This window comes from Arthrobacter sp. LjRoot78, assembly GCF_964254335.1.
Classification (GTDB): domain Bacteria; phylum Actinomycetota; class Actinomycetes; order Actinomycetales; family Micrococcaceae; genus Arthrobacter.
Genome location: NZ_CAXUTG020000001.1, coordinates 1874922 through 1893085, shown reverse-complemented (window position 1 = coordinate 1893085; position 18164 = coordinate 1874922). Strand labels below are relative to the sequence as shown.

At 66.0% G+C, this 18164-nt stretch carries 14 protein-coding genes and 1 tRNA gene; 2 read left to right on the top strand and 13 right to left on the bottom strand.

Annotated features, from left to right (window positions below; genetic code table 11):
• Window positions 1–220: 220 nt before the first annotated feature.
• A tRNA-Leu gene (locus ACSQ1X_RS08700) sits at window positions 221–302 on the bottom strand.
• A 207-nt stretch (window positions 303–509) separates the two neighbouring features.
• On the opposite strand from ACSQ1X_RS08700, the gene ACSQ1X_RS08695 reads away from it, so the two are divergent.
• Window positions 510–1115, top strand: coding sequence for an ANTAR domain-containing response regulator (locus ACSQ1X_RS08695; protein WP_028270772.1), 606 nt, complete (start codon window positions 510–512; stop codon window positions 1113–1115).
• 136 nt (window positions 1116–1251) lie between these two features.
• On the opposite strand, the gene pyk is transcribed toward ACSQ1X_RS08695, so the two are convergent.
• The 11 genes from pyk to hisI all read right to left on the bottom strand — a co-directional run bounded on the left by pyk (window position 1252) and on the right by hisI (window position 16544).
• Entirely contained in the window at window positions 1252–2742 is a 1491-nt protein-coding gene (gene pyk / locus ACSQ1X_RS08690; protein ID WP_055802306.1) for a pyruvate kinase, read from the bottom strand.
• 87 nt (window positions 2743–2829) lie between these two features.
• Window positions 2830–4287: a glutamate synthase subunit beta gene (locus ACSQ1X_RS08685; RefSeq protein ID WP_028270774.1), complete on the bottom strand. Its 1458-nt coding sequence runs from the start codon at window positions 4285–4287 to the stop codon at window positions 2830–2832.
• Window positions 4280–8896 (bottom strand): glutamate synthase large subunit, encoded by a 4617-nt coding sequence (gene gltB / locus ACSQ1X_RS08680; protein ID WP_055802304.1) that lies wholly within the window; start codon window positions 8894–8896, stop codon window positions 4280–4282. The genes ACSQ1X_RS08685 and gltB overlap by 8 nt, the downstream gene beginning before the upstream one ends.
• 262 nt (window positions 8897–9158) lie before the next feature.
• The gene (gene lgt / locus ACSQ1X_RS08675) at window positions 9159–10337 is read right to left on the bottom strand and encodes a prolipoprotein diacylglyceryl transferase (RefSeq protein ID WP_436057348.1); all 1179 of its coding nucleotides are present in this window, start codon (window positions 10335–10337) and stop codon (window positions 9159–9161) included.
• A 3-nt stretch (window positions 10338–10340) separates the two neighbouring features.
• Window positions 10341–11159, bottom strand: a complete 819-nt coding sequence (gene trpA / locus ACSQ1X_RS08670) for a tryptophan synthase subunit alpha (protein WP_055802299.1) — start codon at window positions 11157–11159, stop codon at window positions 10341–10343.
• Window positions 11156–12487, bottom strand: coding sequence for a tryptophan synthase subunit beta (gene trpB, locus ACSQ1X_RS08665; protein WP_055802298.1), 1332 nt, complete (start codon window positions 12485–12487; stop codon window positions 11156–11158). The genes trpA and trpB overlap by 4 nt, the downstream gene beginning before the upstream one ends.
• Before the next feature lie 85 nt (window positions 12488–12572).
• Window positions 12573–13391, bottom strand: a complete 819-nt coding sequence (trpC, locus tag ACSQ1X_RS08660; protein WP_436057347.1) for an indole-3-glycerol phosphate synthase TrpC — start codon at window positions 13389–13391, stop codon at window positions 12573–12575.
• 2 nt (window positions 13392–13393) lie between these two features.
• Window positions 13394–13681 (bottom strand): HGxxPAAW family protein, encoded by a 288-nt coding sequence (locus ACSQ1X_RS08655; protein WP_055802295.1) that lies wholly within the window; start codon window positions 13679–13681, stop codon window positions 13394–13396.
• Window positions 13682–13769: 88 nt separating this feature from the next.
• Window positions 13770–14438, bottom strand: coding sequence for a Trp biosynthesis-associated membrane protein (locus ACSQ1X_RS08650; protein ID WP_436057346.1), 669 nt, complete (start codon window positions 14436–14438; stop codon window positions 13770–13772).
• Window positions 14438–16051 carry an anthranilate synthase component I gene (locus ACSQ1X_RS08645; protein WP_436057345.1) on the bottom strand — a complete coding sequence of 538 codons (1614 nt, stop codon included), beginning with the start codon at window positions 16049–16051 and terminating at the stop codon, window positions 14438–14440. Before ACSQ1X_RS08645 ends, ACSQ1X_RS08650 begins: the two co-directional genes overlap by 1 nt.
• An 88-nt stretch (window positions 16052–16139) precedes the next feature.
• Window positions 16140–16544 (bottom strand): phosphoribosyl-AMP cyclohydrolase, encoded by a 405-nt coding sequence (hisI, locus tag ACSQ1X_RS08640; RefSeq protein ID WP_436057344.1) that lies wholly within the window; start codon window positions 16542–16544, stop codon window positions 16140–16142.
• 101 nt (window positions 16545–16645) lie between these two features.
• On the opposite strand from hisI, the gene ACSQ1X_RS08635 reads away from it, so the two are divergent.
• Window positions 16646–17290, top strand: coding sequence for a TIGR03085 family metal-binding protein (locus ACSQ1X_RS08635; protein ID WP_436057343.1), 645 nt, complete (start codon window positions 16646–16648; stop codon window positions 17288–17290).
• Window positions 17291–17374: 84 nt separating this feature from the next.
• On the opposite strand, the gene hisF is transcribed toward ACSQ1X_RS08635, so the two are convergent.
• The gene (gene hisF / locus ACSQ1X_RS08630; protein WP_055802288.1) at window positions 17375–18151 is read right to left on the bottom strand and encodes an imidazole glycerol phosphate synthase subunit HisF; all 777 of its coding nucleotides are present in this window, start codon (window positions 18149–18151) and stop codon (window positions 17375–17377) included.
• Between the last annotated feature and the right edge of the window lie 13 nt (window positions 18152–18164).

Sequence of the window (18164 nt, the reverse complement as noted above, 5' to 3'; positions counted from 1 at the left end):
TGAGGGCCAACAACCGGCCATCGGAACAGCCAGATAGGACGGCACATACCCCAGATTCCAGCAAGCAGAGGGCCCAACAGCCAGGGCTCTGATCCCGCCACCCACATAACTTCACAGGCGACCGCGGCGCCAGGCCAAGCCGGGAACAGTGTCAGAGGGACCCGTGTAGGGCCAATGTCCACATATTAAAGCAAAAACCCCTCTGACGAGGGGTTATGCGTGCCCGAGGTGGGACTCGAACCCACACACCTTTCGATACCGCATTTTGAGTGCGGCGCGTCTGCCAATTCCGCCACTCGGGCGCGGATTACACGGAAGTAACAATCTTAGGCCCACAGCAGAGTTGTGAGCAACGCGATCGCTTCCAGTGCGCGAAATTACTCTACATGCAGATAGGCTGAATTCCAGAATCGCGCCAGCGCAGCCGCAACGAAACCAAGCAGTTCCAAGTACCTCGGCGGGCACAACTAAGATGGACTAGTTCCCGCCGTACCTTTCAAGGAGTTCCCGTGTCAGAACAGACGGAGTCAAACCCCAACAGCCAGCCGGCGCGCCGCGTTATTGTCGCCGAGGACGAGACCCTTATCCGCCTGGACATCATCGAAATCCTCCGGGGCGAGGGCTATGACGTCATCGGCGAAGCGGACAACGGCGAGAAGGCCGTGCAGCTCGCCGAGGAACTCAAGCCCGACCTCGTCCTGATGGACGTCAAGATGCCGGTCATGGACGGCATCTCAGCCGCCGAGAAAATCGTGAAGGCCCGCATTGCCCCGGTAGTGCTCCTCACGGCCTTCAGCCAGAAGGAACTCGTGGAGCGCGCCCGTGACGCCGGCGCCATGGCCTACGTGGTCAAGCCCTTCACCCCCGCGGACCTGATCCCCGCCCTGGAGATCGCACTCTCCCGCCATGAGGAGATCAAGGCCCTCGAAAACGAGGTCTCCGACCTCCAGGAGCAGTTCGCCACCCGCAAGCTCGTAGAACGCGCCAAGAGCCTGCTCACCACCAAGATGGGCCTCACCGAGCCCGAGGCCTTCCGCTGGATCCAGAAGACCTCGATGGACCGTCGCCTCAGCATGCGCGAGGTCGCCGAAACCATCATCAATCAGGTCAACTAACCGCTTCTGATTGAGCTTGTCGATTTCGACAAACTCAATCACCGGGAGACAAAGACAAAAAAGGGAGGATCCCCGCCAACCGGCGGGGATCCTCCCTTTTGTTCTGCGTGCGACTCCCGCCGCACGCAGGGGAAGCCTAGGCCTTCTTCTTCTTTTCCGGCCAGGGTCCGAGCTTTTCCTTGTTGCTGGATGCTTCGCCCGCGAAAGTGGAGTCGGCGAGGTCGCCCACCTTGTGCACCTTCAGCGAGTTGGTCGAACCGGCTTTTCCGGGAGGGGAACCGGCAGCGATGACCACCAGGTCACCGTCCTCCACCAGGTTCAGTTCCAGCAGGCTGCGGTCAACCTGGGCCGTCATTTCGTCGGTGTGGTCCACCATGGGAACCAGGACCGGCTGGATGCCCCAGGTCAGAGCAAGCTGGTTCCACACGTGCTCCACCGGAGTGAACGCGAAGACCGGCTTGACGGGACGCAGGCGGGACAGGCGGCGTGCGGAGTCGCCGGACTGGGTGAAAGCACAGATGTACTTTGCGTCCAGCTGGTCGGCGATTTCGACGGCGGCACGGGTGATTGCGCCGCCACGGGTCTTGGGCTTGGTCCCCAGCGGGGGGACGCGCTCGAGGCCGTGGACCTCGGTGGATTCGATGATCCGGGCCATGACCTTGACGGTTTCGATCGGGTACTTGCCCACGCTCGTCTCGCCGGAGAGCATGACTGCATCGGCGCCGTCGAGCACTGCGTTGGCGCAGTCCGAGGCCTCTGCACGGGTGGGGCGCGGGTTGTCGATCATGGACTCGAGCACCTGGGTGGCCACGATGACCGGCTTGGCCCAGCGGCGGGCCAGTTCAATGGCGCGCTTCTGGACGATCGGCACCTCTTCGAGCGGGAGCTCCACGCCGAGGTCGCCACGGGCCACCATGATGGCGTCGAACGCGTCGATGATCTCGTGCAGCTGGTCAACGGCCTGCGGCTTCTCGATCTTGGCGATGACCGGAACGCGGCGTCCCTCTTCGTCCATGATTTCGTGGACGCGCTTGATGTCCGAGGCGTCTCGGACGAAGGACAGGGCTACCATGTCCACACCGCGGCGCATGGCCCAGCGCAGATCGTCCTCGTCCTTCTCGCTCAGGGCGGGAACGTTGACGGCAACACCGGGAAGGTTGATGCCCTTGTTGTTGGACACGAAGCCGCCGACGGTCACCTGGGCGACCACCTTGACGTCGTCGACCTCGATGGCCCGCAGGGCCACCTTGCCGTCGTCGATCAGCAGCGCGTCACCGACGTTGACGTCGTCGGTCAGGCTCTTGAGCGTGGTGGAGCAAATTTCCTTGGTGCCGGGAACGTCTTCGGTGGTGATGGTGAAGATGTCGCCAACGGCCAGTTCGTGCGGACCGTCAACAAAGCGGCCAAGACGGATCTTGGGGCCCTGGAGGTCGGCCATGATGGCAACGGGCTTGCCGAGCTGCTTCGATGCCTTGCGGACGTTCTCATACGTCACGTCGTGCACCGAGTAGTCGCCGTGGCTCATGTTCATGCGGGCAACATCCACGCCGGCTTCAACAACTGCGAGGGTGTTCTCGAAGCTGGAAATAGCCGGTCCGAACGTTGCCACGATTTTTGCGCGTCTCATATACCTACCCTATTGGTGTGTTTCTGGATTGGAGTTATACCGCAGGTGAACTTCCGTGGTCCCCCGATTGTGACTGCAGAGTTGTGACTAGAGAACGGCGATCGCCCGGTCGGTTGGGGCAACCGGGGCAGGCAGGATCGTGGTTCCCATCAGGAACTTGTCTACCGCTGCCGCGCAGGCGCGGCCTTCGGCGATGGCCCACACAATGAGCGACTGGCCGCGTCCGGCGTCGCCGGCAACGAACACACCCTCGGTGTTGGTCATGTAGTAGCCGTCACGGGCCACGTTGCCGCGGCCGTCGAATTCGGCGTGGACCTGCTCGGTAATGCCGGCAGGCTCCGCACCGGTGAAGCCCAGGGACAGGAACACCAGGTCCGCGGGAATGATCCGCTCGGTGCCGGCCTTGGGGAGGCGCTTGCCGTCCACGAACTCGGTCTCGGCAACCTTGACGCCGGTGAGCTTGCCATTTTCGCCAACGAACTCCACGGTGGAGGCGAGGTACGTACGCTCGCCGCCCTCTTCATGCGCACTCGCAACCTCAAAGAGGGTGGGGAACGTGGGCCAGGGCTGGTTTGGCATACGCTCCACGGACGGCTGCTTGCCGATCGCCAGCGTAGTCACCGAAGCGGCACCGTGGCGGTGGGCGGTACCGAGGCAGTCGGCACCGGTGTCGCCGCCGCCGAGGATCACCACGTGCTTGCCCTTGGCGTGGATCTGGTTTTCCACCTGCTCCCCCGCCACCACGCGGTTGGCCGGAACAAGGTAATCCATGGCGTAGTGCACGCCCTCAAGCTCGCGGCCCGGGATAGGCAGGTTACGCGGCACGGTGGCGCCGGTGGCAACCACCACGGCGTCGTACCGGCGGCGAAGCTGCTCCCAGGTCACGTCAGTACCGACGGCGACTCCGGTCCGGAAGCGGGTGCCTTCGGCCTTCATCTGCTCCAGTCGGCGGTCGACCTGTTCCTTCTCCATCTTGAAGTCGGGGATGCCGTAGCGCAGGAGGCCGCCGATTTTGTCGTCGCGCTCGTACACGGCAACGGTGTGGCCCACGCGGGTCAGCTGCTGCGCGACGGCGAGTCCGGCGGGGCCGGAACCTACGACGGCGACTGTCTTGCCCGTCAGGCGGGTCGGCGGCAGCGGGTTGACCCAGCCGTTGTCAAAGGCTTCATCGATGATGGAGACCTCGACCTGCTTGATGGTCACCGCGGGCTGGTTGATGCCCAGCACGCAGGACGCTTCGCAGGGAGCCGGGCACAGGCGGCCGGTGAATTCGGGGAAGTTGTTGGTGGCGTGCAGCCGCTCAATCGCTTCCTCGCCCTTATCCCGCCATACGAGGTCGTTCCACTCGGGAATCAGGTTGCCCAGCGGGCAGCCCTGGTGGCAGAACGGCACGCCGCAGTCCATGCAGCGGCCGGCCTGGCTTTTCAGGACACCCTTTTCCTGGGCCTCGTAAACTTCCTTCCAGTCCATGATGCGGACGGGAACGGGACGGCGCGGCTGGGTTTCACGCTGACGTACTTTCAGAAATCCGCGTGGATCAGCCACCGGTCACCTCCAGGATTCGAGACCATACTTCTTCGCCATCGGGGTCCAGGCCCTCTTCGATCGCGTCGAGACGTGTCTGCAATACGGCCGCGTAGTCGCGCGGCAGGACTTTGGTAATGCGGGCTGCGGTGTCGTCGAAGTTCTCCAGCAACCGCTGCGCGTGCAGGGATTCGGTTTCCTCGACGTGCTTGACCAGCAGGCCGTGGACGATGTCGCGGTCCTCGGCGTCCAGTTCGCGCAGCTGCAGTTCGCCGGACTCCAGCGCCTGCTTGTTCACCCGGGTGGTCCGCAGGTCCAGCACGTAGGCCGTTCCGCCGGACATGCCCGCACCGAAGTTGCGGCCCGTACGTCCGATGATGAGCGTCTGGCCGCCGGTCATGTACTCGCAGCCGTGGTCGCCGATGCCTTCGACAACCGCGGTGGCGCCGGAGTTACGGACCAGGAAGCGTTCGCCGACCTGGCCGCGCAGGAACATCTCGCCGCTGGTGGCACCGTAACCGATCACGTTGCCCGCGATCACGTTGCTCTCGGCCTGGAACACGTTGGTGCGGTCCGGCCGGACGATGATGCGGCCGCCGGAGAGGCCCTTGCCCACGTAGTCGTTCGAGTCGCCGAACATGCGCAGGGTGATGCCGGCGGGCAGGAAGGCGCCCAGCGACTGGCCTGCGGTGCCGGTCAGCGTGATGTCGATCGTATCCGTCGCCAGGACGTCCGTGCTGAACGTCTTGGTGACGACGTGGCCCAGCATGGTGCCCACGGAGCGGTCCGTGTTGATGACGTCCACGGCGATCTTCACCGGGCTGCGGTCGGTCAGCGCCTCGGCCGCCATGGTGATGAGCCGCTGGTCGAAGTGCTTGTCCAGCTCGTGGTTCTGGCCGGTCAGGTTGCGCAGCGGGGCGTCGTCGTCGAACTCGAGTCCGTGCAGGATCGGGTCCAGGTCCAGCCCTTCGGCCTTCCAGTGGTTGATCGCCTCACGGGTATCCAGCATTTCGGCGTGGCCGATGGCCTCTTCGATGCTGCGGAACCCGAGCTCCGAGAGGATTTCGCGGACTTCTTCGGCCAAGAACTCAAAGAAGTTCACCACGAACTCCGGCTTGCCGCTGAAGCGGGCCCGCAGTTCAGGGTTCTGCGTCGCAACGCCCACGGGGCAGGTGTCCAGGTGGCAGACGCGCATCATGATGCAGCCCTCCACCACCAGGGGTGCCGTGGCGAAGCCGAATTCCTCGCCGCCGAGCAGCGCGGCGATCACGACGTCGCGGCCGGTCTTCAGCTGACCGTCCACCTGCACCACTACACGGTCGCGCAGGCCGTTGAGCATCAGGGTCTGCTGGGTCTCTGCGAGACCCAGTTCCCACGGAACACCGGCGTGCTTGAGCGAGTTCAGCGGCGAGGCGCCGGTACCGCCGTCGTGACCGGAAACCAGTACGACGTCGGCCTTCGCCTTGGTGACACCGGCGGCAACTGTGCCGATGCCCACCTCGGAAACGAGCTTGACGTGCACCCGCGCCGAAGGATTGGCGCGCTTCGCGTCATAGATCAGCTGGGCGAGGTCTTCGATCGAGTAGATGTCGTGGTGCGGGGGCGGGGAAATGAGTCCGACGCCGGGGGTCGAGTGGCGCGTCCGGGCAACCCAGGGGTACACCTTCTGCGCCATCAGCTGGCCGCCTTCGCCGGGCTTGGCACCCTGCGCCATCTTGATCTGGATGTCGTCGGCGTTGCTCAGGTACAGGCTCGTGACGCCGAAGCGGCCCGAGGCGATCTGCTTGACGGCCGAGCGGCGCTCGGGGTCCAGCAGGCGGTCCACGTCCTCGCCGCCTTCACCGGTGTTGGACTTCCCGCCGAGCCGGTTCATGGCAATCGCCAGGGTCTCGTGGGCTTCCTTGGAGATGGACCCGTAGCTCATGGCGCCAGTGGAGAAGCGCTTGACGATGCTGGAGACGGGCTCCACTTCCTCGAGCGGCACCACGGGACGGGCACCGTTCTTGAACTTCAGCAGGCCGCGGAGGGTCATGAGGTTCTCGGACTGGTCGTCCACGCCGCGGGTGTACTGCTTGAAGATGTCATAGCGGCGTTCACGCGTGGCGTGCTGCAGCCGGAAGACCGTCTCCGGGTTGAACAGGTGCGGTTCGCCGTCGCGGCGCCACTGGTACTCGCCGCCGCCGAGCAGCGGACGGTGCGGCTGCTCGATGCCGCCTTCCGGGTAGGCCATCTGGTGCCGGGCGGACACTTCAGCCGCGATGACGTCGAGTCCGACGCCGCCGAGCTGGGAATGGGTTCCCGCAAAGAACTCATCCACCAGTTCCTGGCCGAGGCCGAGGGCTTCGAACGTCTGCGCGCCGGTGTAGGAGGCAACCGTGGAGATGCCCATCTTGGACATGATCTTCAGGACGCCCTTGCCGAGGCCCTTGATCAGGTTGTAGACGCCGTCCTGCGGAGTGACGCCAACAACGTCGCCGGTGCTGATGAGCTGTTCCACGGATTCCATGGCCAGGTACGGGTTCACGGCGGAGGCGCCGTAGCCGATCAGGACTGCCACGTGGTGCGTCTCGCGGACGTCGCCGGCCTCGACCACCAGGGCGGTCTTGGTCCGGTTGGCGCTGCGCAGCAAGTGGTGGTGCACGGCGCTGACCAGCAGCAGCGACGGAATCGGTGCCCACTGGGCGTTCGAGTCGCGGTCCGAGAGCACCACGTACTGCACGCCGCGGTTGATGGCACCGGAAACCTGCTCGCAGATCTCCGTCAGGCGGGCACGCAGCGCGTTTTCGCCGCCTTCGGGGCGGTACAGGCCGCGGACCTTCATGGCGATCCTGTCGCCGTCCGGGCTTTCGATATTGGCGATCTTGGCGAGCTGGTCGTTGTTGATCACCGGGAACGGCAGCGAAACCTGCGGCTGCCGGACCTGCTTGGTGTCCAGCAGGTTGCCGTTCGGGCCGATGGCGCACATCAGCGACGTAACCAGTTCTTCGCGGATGGCGTCCAGCGGCGGGTTGGTCACCTGCGCGAAGGACTGCACGAAGTAGTCGAAAAGGAGCCGCGGACGCTTGGACAGCACGGCCACCGGAGTGTCGGAACCCATGGCGCCCAGTGGCTCGGCACCGGTCCGGGCCATCGGGCCCAGCAGGATCTTCAGTTCCTCGGTGGTGTAGCCGAAGGTCCGTTGGCGGATGTTCACGGACGCGGCCGTGTGCACCACGTGCTCGCGTTCCGGCAGCTCGTCGAGGTCGATCAGGTTGTCCTTGACCCACTCCGCCCACGGGTTGGCGGCGGCGACTTCGGCCTTGACCTCTTCGTCGTCGATGATCCGGCCGGCCTCGGTGTCCACCAGGAACATCTTGCCCGGGGAAACCCGGCCCTTTTTGACCACCTTGGAAGGTTCGACGTCGATGACGCCCACCTCGGAGGCGAACACCACCAGTCCGTCTTCGGTGATCCAGTAGCGGCCGGGGCGCAGGCCGTTGCGGTCAAGCGTTGCGCCCACCAGGCTGCCGTCGGTGAACGAGACAGCGGCGGGGCCGTCCCACGGTTCCATCAGCAGGGAGTGGTACTCGTAGAACGCCTTGCGGGCAGGATCCATCGTGGCGTGGTTTTCCCAGGCCTCGGGGATCATCATCATGATCGAGTGCGTGATGGGGCGCCCGGAGAGCCAGAGCAGCTCGGCCACTTCATCGAACGACGCCGAGTCGGAGGCGCCCGGGGTGCAGATGGGGTACAGCTCCTCGGGGGAATCACCCAAAAGCGGGTTGGCCAGCTGGGACTGGCGCGCACGCATCCAGTTCCGGTTGCCCTTGACGGTGTTGATTTCACCGTTGTGGGCGATGGTGCGGAAGGGCTGGGCCAGCGGCCAGGACGGGAACGTGTTGGTGGAGAAGCGCGAGTGGACGATCGCGAGCTTGGTCTTGAAGCGCTTGTCCGAGAGGTCCGGGTAGAACGGCTCCAGCTGCGCGGTGGTCAGCATGCCCTTGTAGACGATGGTCCGGGAGGACAGCGACGGGAAGTACACACCGAACTTGTTCTGGGCACGCTTGCGGATGCGCCAGGCACGGGAGTCCAGTTCGTTGCGCTCCAGCACTTCCCCGGTGCTGGAGGCAAAGAACGGCTGGGAGAAGTACGGCATGCAGGCCCGGGCCATGGCACCGACAAGGTCGGCCACGATCGGGACCTCGCGCCAGCCCAGGACGGTGAGGCCTTCATCGGCCGCGAGGCCTTCGATGCCTGCCTTGGCGGCGTCGGCTTCACGCTGCTCGGCCGGCAGGAATGCCGTACCTGCGACGTACTGCCCGGGCGCCGGAAGCTCGAACTCGGTGACGGCGCGGAAGAACTCGTCCGGGATCTGCATGAGCAGCCCGGCGCCGTCGCCCGTTCCTTCGTCGGCGCCCACGGCACCGCGGTGCTCGAGGTTGCGCAACGCAGTCAGGGCGGCATCGACGATGTCGTAGCCCGGCTCGCCGCGGAGTGTGGCGATGATGGCCAGGCCGCAGGCGTCCTTCTCCTGCTCCGGGTTGTAGAGACCGCTGGCCTCCGGCAGCGCCGCGAACCGTTTGAACGGCGACATGGCGGCGGCCGGCTGGTCCGGCTCGGACCAACTGGGGCTGTGAAGAGTTTGGGTCATGGGAGACGTCCTTCCTCCTGATCGTGCGTATGGAAGGGACAACGTTGGCCCCACTCGCGGTGCCTGTGTGATGGGCACAACAAAGTGTTACTTACTGGAAATTGTAGGTCAGCCCGGCCTGCTGAACTAACAGTTACGCAGGCCCTGACCTGGGCTTGACCCGGCAGCAGCTCTGTGCTGACGGGAAGGGGCCCTGGTGCCACGACGCTGTGGGAACGGGCGGTGCGGGCGGTAGCCCTGCTGCCCGGTTTGCCGGCCCTGACTACTTGGTGCGGTCAGTGTCCGGCGCAGATCCGGAGTCCTGGTGAAGGGAGTTTTCAGCTGCCTGGCCGCCCTTTGCGGGCGTGGTGCCGACAGCTGGTTCCTTCACCGCTTCAGTTGGGGCGGAAGTGTGCCCCGGACCGCTTTGGTTATCAGGGAGATTACCACGGGACTCACTATCTGAGACACTCTTGTCCGCATGCCGGATGGTTTTGCCGTCCGCCGGAACAGTCGCCAACTCGCCGTCCTTGTCAGGCGTGTCACCGTCGTTGTCGGCTGGAACGTGCCCGTCCAGGTACGCGGTATCCGGCTCATCGCGCTTGCGGAGCCCAAGCACCACGAACACGATCAGTGCCACGAGGAACACGACGATGCTGGTCCACACGTTGAGGCGCGTGGTGATGCCGAATAGGCTGATCTGTTCTGCGTCGTCGATCCGCATGGCTTCGATCCAGACCCGGCCCAGCGTGTAGTACATGGCATAGAGCCAGAACAGCCGCCCGCGGCGGAAGTTGAACTTCCGGTCCAGGGCCAGCAGGATCACCACGCCCGCAATGTTCCAGAGGGACTCATAGAGGAACGTCGGGTGGAAGAGTGTGTCCGCTGGCATCCCCGCCGGGAAGTTGGCGTTATCGGCATCGATCTGGAGGCCCCAGGGAAGCGTGGTGGGTGCGCCGAACAGTTCCTGGTTGAAGTAGTTTCCCCAGCGCCCCACGGCCTGGGCAAGCAGCAGCCCGGGGGCTGCGGCGTCCAGGAACGCAGTGAGCTTGACACCTGCCCGCCGGCAGCCGATCCACGCGCCCACGGCGCCGAGCAGGACAGCACCCCAGATCCCCAGGCCGCCGCGCTGGATCTGCGGGATCAGGGAAAGGTCACCGGTGCCGTCGAAGCCCGGGCCGAAGTAGGCGTCCGGGGAGGAGAACACGTGGTAAAGACGGCCGCCGATGATGCCGAACGGGATGGCCCAGATGGCGATGTCCCACAGGCTGCCCTCCGGAGTGCCGCGCTTGGTCCAGCGGACCGACGTCAGCCAGAGGCCAACAACGATTCCGGCCAGGATGCACAGTGCGTACGCATGGATGCGCAGCGACCCCCACGGCAGCGGGATGTCGAACCCGGACCAGTCCGGGCTCGGAATGCTGGCGGGGAGCATGGCCGCCGCGTGGAGGACAGTCTGCATTGTTTAGGCTTCTTCCCTGGTCAGGCCGGTGCTGAGGTCTTTGGTCAGGGCGGCGACTGCGTCCACGCCGCCGTCGCGGATGGCGGCGACGAGCGCCGTACCCACGATCACGCCGTCGGCGTAGGCCGCGATCTCGCGGACCTGGCCGGCGTTGGAGACGCCAAGGCCTACACACACCCGCTCGGCCCCGGCAGCATGCGCGGCGGCCACGACGCCTTCCGCGGCATCGCTGACGGACGACCGGGCTCCGGTGACGCCCATGATGGACACGGCATACACGAAACCGCGGCTGGCATCCACCGTGCGCTTCATGCGCTCCGGCGACGACGACGGTGCCACGAGGAACACCCGGTCCAGGCCGTACTTGTCCGAGGCGGCCATCCACTCGGAGGCTTCGTCGGGAATCAGGTCAGGGGTGATCAGCCCTGCTCCCCCGGCTTCGGCCAGCCGGCGGGAGAATTCGTCCACGCCCATCCGGACCACCGGGTTCCAGTAGGTCATCACCAGGACGGCGGCATCGGTCTTGCTGGTGATGCCGCGGACCACGTCAAAGACCTCGCGGACGTGGAAGCCCTTGGCGAGGGCCTCGGTGGTGGCAGCCTGGATGACCTGACCGTCCATGACGGGGTCGGAGTACGGGATCCCGATCTCGATCAGGTCGGCCCCGTTCTCGGCCAGCGCGATGCCGGCGGCGATGGTCTGCTCCACGCTGGGGTAGCCGGCGGGAAGGTAGCCGATGAGGGCGGCCCGCCCTTCAGCGCGTGCCTTGTCAATGGCTGCTGCTGACTTGCTGGTGCTGGTGATGTCCTGAACGCCGGTCACAGCTGTTCCCCTTCTTTGCCGATCTCGGCCTCTACGGAATCCTTGTCCAGCAGGTCAAACCATTCAGCGGCCGTGGCCACGTCCTTGTCGCCTCGGCCGGAGAGGTTCACGATGACAATTTTGCTGTCCGCGGCCTTCCCCTCGGCTGCAGCTTCGGCGGCGAGGCGCTGGCCCACCTTGATGGCGCCGGCCAGGGCGTGCGCGGATTCGATCGCGGGGATGATGCCTTCGGTCCGGCACAGAACCCGGAAGGCATCCATGGCTTCGGCGTCCGTAATGGGCTCGTAGCTGACGCGGCCGATGTCCGCCAGGTAGGCGTGCTCCGGTCCGACGCCCGGGTAATCGAGGCCTGCCGAGATGGAGTGCGACTCGATGGTCTGCCCGTCGTCGTCCTGCATCAGGTAGGAGCGCGCGCCGTGGAGCACACCGGGCTTGCCCAGGGTGATGGTGGCCGCGTGGCGTCCGGTGTCCACGCCGTCGCCGCCGGCCTCGAAGCCGTAGATCCTGACGGAAGGATCATCCAGGAAGCCGTGGAAGATGCCGATCGCGTTGGAGCCGCCGCCGATGCAGGCGCAGACCGCGTCCGGAAGACGTCCGGCCTGTTCCAGGATCTGGGCGCGGGCTTCCTCGCCGATGACCTCGTGGAAGTACCGCACCATCGCGGGGAACGGGTGGGCTCCGGCGGCAGTGCCGAGCAGGTAGTGGGTGTGGTCAACGTTGGCCACCCAGTCGCGGAGTGCCTCGTTGATTGCGTCCTTGAGGGTCTGCGAGCCGCTGGTCACCGGAATGACCGTGGCGCCCAGCAGCTCCATGCGCGCAACGTTCAACGCCTGGCGCCGGCAGTCCTCGGCGCCCATGTAAACCACGCACTCGAGTCCCAGCAAAGCAGCTGCCGTGGCACTGGCCACGCCGTGCTGGCCGGCGCCGGTCTCGGCGATCACGCGGGTCTTGCCCATGCGCTTGGCCAGCAGGGCCTGGCCCAGCACGTTGTTGATCTTGTGCGAACCGGTGTGGTTGAGGTCCTCGCGCTTGAGGAACACGCGCACTCCCCCGGCGTGCTCGGCGAAGCGTTTGGCCTCGGTGAGCAGGGACGGACGGCCGGAGTAGTTCTTGTTCAGGTCCTTGATCTGGGCGACGAAGTCCGGGTCGGCCTTGGCCTTCTCGAAGGTGTCTTCCAGCTCATCCAGGGCCGCGATGAGGGATTCGGGCATCCAGCGCCCGCCGTAGGAGCCGAAATACGGGCCCGGCGCGTGGCGCAGGGACCGGTCTCCTTGCAGAAATGCGTCCGCGGTGCCCTCATCAGAGCCGGTTGTTGGCGCGTCGACCATCGGTCTCACCATCCTGTTCCACTGTTCATAAAGAAATTTCGGGTGGCGCACGGCTTTAGCAGGCTGCCGCCGGGCGCCCCGGTCATCAGACCCGTGCTGCGATGGCTTCCGCCCCTGCAGCGGTAAATTCGGCGATCCGCTCACGAGGTGTCGCGTCGCTGACGAGCGCTTCGCCCACCAGCACGGCATTGGCGCCGCTCGCGGCGTAATGCCTGACGTCGTCCACGCCGCGGACTCCGGACTCGGCAACAATGACCGCTTCCGGAGGGATGCCGCCGGCGAGGGAGGCAAAGACGGAACGGTCGACGTCGAGCGTCTTAAGGTTGCGGACGTTGACGCCGATGATCCGGGCGTCCGCCGCGACGGCGCGCTCGATCTCCTCCGCGGTGTGCGTCTCGACCAGCGCGTTCATGCCCAGTTCGCGGGTGAGCTGGCTGAAGTCGCGCAGCTCGGCGTCGCTCAGCGAAGCAACGATCAGCAGGACCAGGTCCGCACCGTGCGCACGCGCTTCCCAGATCTGGTATTCGTCAACCGTGAAGTCCTTGCGCAGCAGCGGAACATCCACGGCTTTCCGGACGGCGTCAAGGTCGGCGAGCGACCCGCTGAACCGGCGCTGTTCGGTGAGCACGCTGATGACGGAAGCTCCGCCGTCGGCGTACTGGACCGCGAGGTCCGCAGGATCGGCGATGCTCGCCAGATCGCCCTTGGACGGGCTGCGCCGCTTGATTTCCGCGATGACCTTCAGCTGGCTCCGTGGCGAGGAATCCCCGCCGAGGGCAGCCCACGCATCACGCGCGGGAGCCGCCGCTGCGGCGCGGTCCTTCAGTTCGGCGAGGGACACCAGGCGCCGGCGGGCCTCCATGTCCTCACGCGCACCGGCATTGATGTCGTCGAGAACAGTCACTGCTAGTGGCCGGAGTTCTTCAGCTTGCTGCCGTCCACGCCGTAACCGGCCTTCCGCATGATCCAGCCGAGCAGCAGGCCGATGACCATGACAGCTGCGCCGGCAATGAAGATGGGGGTGCTGGCAATGACAAAGGCGATGGCCGCGATGAGCGCGCCCACCAGCATAACGATCACGCACGTCCATGCCGCCGGGCTGTTGCCGTGGCCGAGGTCTGCGCTGTGGTCGACGCCGGTGTAGACGCTTTCGGCAGCAGCGGCTTTGGATGCGGAAACAGTGGCTTTGCTCATGGAAATCTCCTCAGGATGAATACTGCTTACATTCTGCCATTTTTTGGCGGCGCCTTGGACATCGGCGGCTGGGACGGCGGTGGGCCGCCTACGTGGGATCGTCGCCCCGGGACAGCCTGTCCCAGCTGTCGATCTCGTCCGCGGGACCTTCCGCGGTACCGGCGGTGCCAGCCGCTGCGGTGTCATATTTCGTCCGCGACTTCCAGTGGCGTCCGGCTGGAATGATGAGCAGGGCTCCCAGCCCCAGCAGGACACCGGCGGCGACGGCGAGTGCGGGGAACGCCGAGGCGCTCACCTGGACGCTGCTCCCGGTGATGCCGGTGGCGGCTGCGATGGACCCCTGGGCAGCTGCGAGGGGGTCTGCCATCACCGTGACAGCGGCGGTCACGATGCCAACGGACGCGAGGAGGATGATCGCGGTAATGATCCAGCGCGCAATCCGGCCCGCGATCGAGGCGGCAAGGCCCCCCGCCAATGCCACGAGTGCCAATGCGGTGACGGTGGTGGCTGCTTTGCTGCCCTGCACCTGGAGGCCGTCCTGGCTGTTGACGGCCTGGCCCAGCTGGGCAGGGTCGAGATGGACGGTCAGCCACGTCTGGGTGGTGGTGCCGAAGACCGCCAGTGCCATTGCGGCAATGATCAGCACCAGCGTGGACTTCCGCGCCCACACCGGAGCGCCTGGCCGCTTGGTTGCCGGCCGGCCGGTCTTGCCCGCCGTGACGCCGTCTTCGGTGATGCCGTCTTCCATGACACCCATCAGCTGCCCGCCGCGGCGGGACCCGCGGCGCGGCCGGAAGCATCGGGGCCGGAAGCGTCCGCCGGGTCCGGCACGGAGTCGGCCGTGATGTTGTGCAGGGACCCGGCCGTATGGACGGCGCGCAGCGGTGCGGCAGCCTTATTTACCGTCTCCAAGGCTTCGGTCGGGTTGACCGAGTCGGCAACGATTCCGCCGCCGGCCTGGACGTAGGCCCGGCCTTCACGGAGCAGGGCCGAACGGATGGCGATGGCCATGTCCATGTCTCCGGCGAAGTCGAGGTAGCCCACTACGCCGCCGTAGATGCCGCGCCGGTGCGGTTCCAGCTCGTCCAGGAGCCGAAGCGCACGCGGCTTGGGGGCTCCGGAGAGCGTCCCGGCGGGGAACGTTGCTTTCAGCACGTCGTACGCCTTGGCGGCGGGGGCGAGCTTGCCCACGACGGTGGAGACCAGGTGCATGATGTGGCTGAAGCGCTCCACCTCCATGAACTGCGTGACGTCCACCGTGCCGGCGACGCAGACCTTGGAGAGGTCGTTGCGGGAGAGGTCCACCAGCATGAGGTGTTCGGCGCGTTCCTTCTGGTCGGCCAGGAGCTCCTCGGCGAAGGCCTTATCCGCTTCCACGGTCTTGCCCCGGGGACGCGAGCCGGCAATGGGGTGGGTGATGACTTCCTCGCCCGTGACCGTCACGAGGGCTTCCGGGGAGGAGCCCACAATGGAATACTGCCGGCCGGCGGCGTCCTCGAGGCTGAAGATGTACATGTACGGGCTGGGATTGGTGTTCCGAAGCACCCGGTAGACATCCAGCGGGTCGGCGCCGCACTCCATCTCGAAGCGGCGGGAAATGACCACCTGGAACACTTCGCCGTCGACGATTGCTTCCTTGCCGCGGTCCAGGGCGGCGAGGTAGTCGGGCTCGTTCCAACGTTCCTGGACGCTGGAGGCAAAGTCCAGTGCCGCGGGTTCCAGCACGGAAATCGGCTGTTCCACAGGCGTGCTGACCTTGGCAAGGAGTGCCTTGACCCGGGCCACGGCGTCGTGCCATGCCTCGTCCACACGCTCCGAGCTGTTGTCGAAGTTGATGGCGTTGGCGATGAGCAGTACGGTGCCGTCCATGTTGTCGTGCACTGCCATGTCGGTGACCAGGTTCAGGGCCAGTTCCGGCAGTTCCAGGTCGTCTTCGGGCGGGCTGGTGAGTTTCTCCCAGTGCCGCACGGTTTCCCAGCCGAGGAAACCGACCAGGCCCGAGGTGAAGGGCGGCAGGCCGTCGAAGCGCTCGGTACGCAGGGCTTCGACGGTATCCCTGATGGCATCCACCGGGTTCCCGTCCACGGGAACCCCGGCGGGCGGCTCGCCCAGCCAGTGCGCCTGTCCGTCCTTGGTGGTCAGGGTGGCGCGTGACTTGGCGCCGATGAAGGAATAGCGCGACCACGAACCGCCGACGGCAGCGGACTCCATCAGGAACGTGCCGGGCTGGCCGTTCGCCAGCTTGCGGTAGAGCCCGATGGGCGTCTCGGCGTCGGCCAGTACCTTCAGCCGGACCGGGATGACACGGCTGTGGCTGGCGAGCTCCCGGAATTCCTCGAGGCCCGGGCTGATGATTCCAAGGTCCTGCATGGCTATGGTGTTCCGCCTGTTCTTAAGTGGTGCCTGAATCGTGTGGTGAGGTGTCCGGCGCCGGCGCCGGCGCCCTGCCTTGTCGGAGCTAGCTGACGGTCCCTGCGCCGCTGGCGTCGCCAGCTACAACGGAAAGCCCGCGGCCATCGAAGCAGGTCCGCGTGCCCGTGTGGCAGGCCGCGCCCACCTGATCGACGCGGACCAGCAGGGCGTCGCCGTCGCAATCCAGCGCAACGGACTTCACCCATTGCACGTGGCCGGAGGTGTCGCCCTTGCGCCAGTACTCCTGGCGGGAGCGGGAGTAGAACGTCACCCTCCCTGTGGTCATGGTCCGGCGCAGCGCCTCGTCGTCCATCCAGCCCAGCATGAGCACTTCGTTGGTGTCGAACTGCTGCACGACGGCGGCCACGAGGCCGGCGCTGTCGCGCTTGAGGGCGTCCGCCACTTCAGCGGGAAGGGCGGGTACGGGTGCGGGGGCGGGCTGCTCAGACATCAGACCAAGTCTAGTGCCTCACCGCAGTGTGACGATCAGGGTCAAAATCGGCAGTGCTTCCACTGCGCAACTCGCGGCCTCTCGTGCTAGTTTCACAAGTGATGCATTTCGTCGACCCGTCCCGAGAAGTCCTGGCCGAAACCCTGCTGGCGGCCGGTCCTGACTCCCCCACGCTCTGCAAGGGCTGGCGCACACGCGACCTCGCCGCGCACCTCTACCTGCGCGAACGCAAGGCCGGCGTGGGGCTTGGCCTGATTATCAAGAGCCTTGCAAAAGCCTCTGACGAGGCCACCGCGAAGCTGGCCGCCAAACTCAAGACCGCCGAGGACTACACCCGACTGGTCAACGCCTTCCGTGCCGGTCCCCCGGCCCTGTCGCCGCTGAGGATCAGGGCCCTGGCCGAGAGCTCCAACCTGATCGAGTACTTCGTGCACACCGAGGACGTCCGGCGCGCCGTGGACCGGTGGGCTCCCCGGGCACTGGACGAGGAATACTCCGATGCCCTGTGGGATGAACTCGTCAAGCGGGCAGCCATCCTGTACCGCGGCGTGGACCTGGGCATCGTGCTGGTGCGTCCTTCCGGTCCGCGGCACGTGGCCAAACGTGCTCCCGTATCGGTGGCCATCGTGGGTGAACCGGGCGAACTGCTCATGCACGCCCACGGCCGTACCCGCCATGCGCTGGTGACGTTCGAAGGCCAGCCGGACGCCGTCGCGCTCCTGCAGTCAGCCGAAGTCGGACTTTAACTGCCTCTGCTGGTGGGAGCCTGTCGATGGTATCGACAAGCTCCACCACCGGCGATCCCCGAGGCCAACCACCGGAGTTTCCGCCTAGCGGACTTCGAAACCTGCCTCGCGGATCGCCGTCTTGACCTGCGAAATCATGTCCACCGGACCAAAGTGGAAGATCGACGCCGCCAGGACGGCGTCCGCGCCGGCCGCGACGGCGGGCGGGAAGTGATCGGGCCGGCCGGCCCCGCCGGACGCGATGATGGGCACCTTGACCGCGGCACGCACCAGGCGGATGAGTTCGATGTCGAAGCCGTCCTTGGTGCCGTCGGCATCGATGGAGTTGAGCAGGATTTCGCCCACACCGCGGTCCGCGGCTTCGCGTGCCCACTCGATGGCGTCGATCCCGGTCCCCTGCCGGCCGCCGTGCGTGGTGACTTCAAAGCCGGACGCGGTGGGCTCGGAACCGGGGCGGGTGCGCCGGGCATCCAGGGACAGCACCAGGACCTGGGACCCGAAGTGCCGGGTGATTTCGTCGATGACGTCCGGCCGGGCGACGGCGGCCGTGTTGATGGAGGCTTTGTCCGCCCCGTAACGCAGGAGCTTGTCCACCTCGGCCACGCCGCGGACGCCGCCGCCGACGGTGAGCGGAATGAAGACTTCCTCGGCGGTGCGGCGGACCACGTCGAAGGTGGTCTCGCGGTTGCCCGAGGAGGCGGTCACATCCAGGAACGTCAGTTCGTCGGCCCCGCCGTTGTCATAGCGGTGCGCAAGCTCCACGGGATCGCCGGCGTCCCGGAGGCCCTCGAAGTTGATGCCCTTGACCACGCGGCCGGCGTCAACGTCCAGGCACGGAATAACGCGCACTGCTACAGCCATGATTTCTCCTGGG

What these genes read in the sequence shown, in the direction of transcription:
- pyk (WP_055802306.1), bottom strand. Translation starts at nt 2,742, where the DNA reads ATGAGACGCGCAAAAATCGTGGCAACGTTCGGACCGGCTATTTCCAGC.
- gltB (WP_055802304.1), bottom strand. Translation starts at nt 8,896, where the DNA reads ATGACCCAAACTCTTCACAGCCCCAGTTGGTCCGAGCCGGACCAGCCG.
- lgt (WP_436057348.1), bottom strand. Translation starts at nt 10,337, where the DNA reads ATGCAGACTGTCCTCCACGCGGCGGCCATGCTCCCCGCCAGCATTCCG.
- trpB (WP_055802298.1), bottom strand. Translation starts at nt 12,487, where the DNA reads ATGGTCGACGCGCCAACAACCGGCTCTGATGAGGGCACCGCGGACGCA.
- ACSQ1X_RS08655 (WP_055802295.1), bottom strand. Translation starts at nt 13,681, where the DNA reads ATGAGCAAAGCCACTGTTTCCGCATCCAAAGCCGCTGCTGCCGAAAGC.
- ACSQ1X_RS08650 (WP_436057346.1), bottom strand. Translation starts at nt 14,438, where the DNA reads ATGGGTGTCATGGAAGACGGCATCACCGAAGACGGCGTCACGGCGGGC.
- ACSQ1X_RS08645 (WP_436057345.1), bottom strand. Translation starts at nt 16,051, where the DNA reads ATGCAGGACCTTGGAATCATCAGCCCGGGCCTCGAGGAATTCCGGGAG.
- hisI (WP_436057344.1), bottom strand. Translation starts at nt 16,544, where the DNA reads ATGTCTGAGCAGCCCGCCCCCGCACCCGTACCCGCCCTTCCCGCTGAA.
- ACSQ1X_RS08635 (WP_436057343.1), top strand. Translation starts at nt 16,646, where the DNA reads ATGCATTTCGTCGACCCGTCCCGAGAAGTCCTGGCCGAAACCCTGCTG.
- hisF (WP_055802288.1), bottom strand. Translation starts at nt 18,151, where the DNA reads ATGGCTGTAGCAGTGCGCGTTATTCCGTGCCTGGACGTTGACGCCGGC.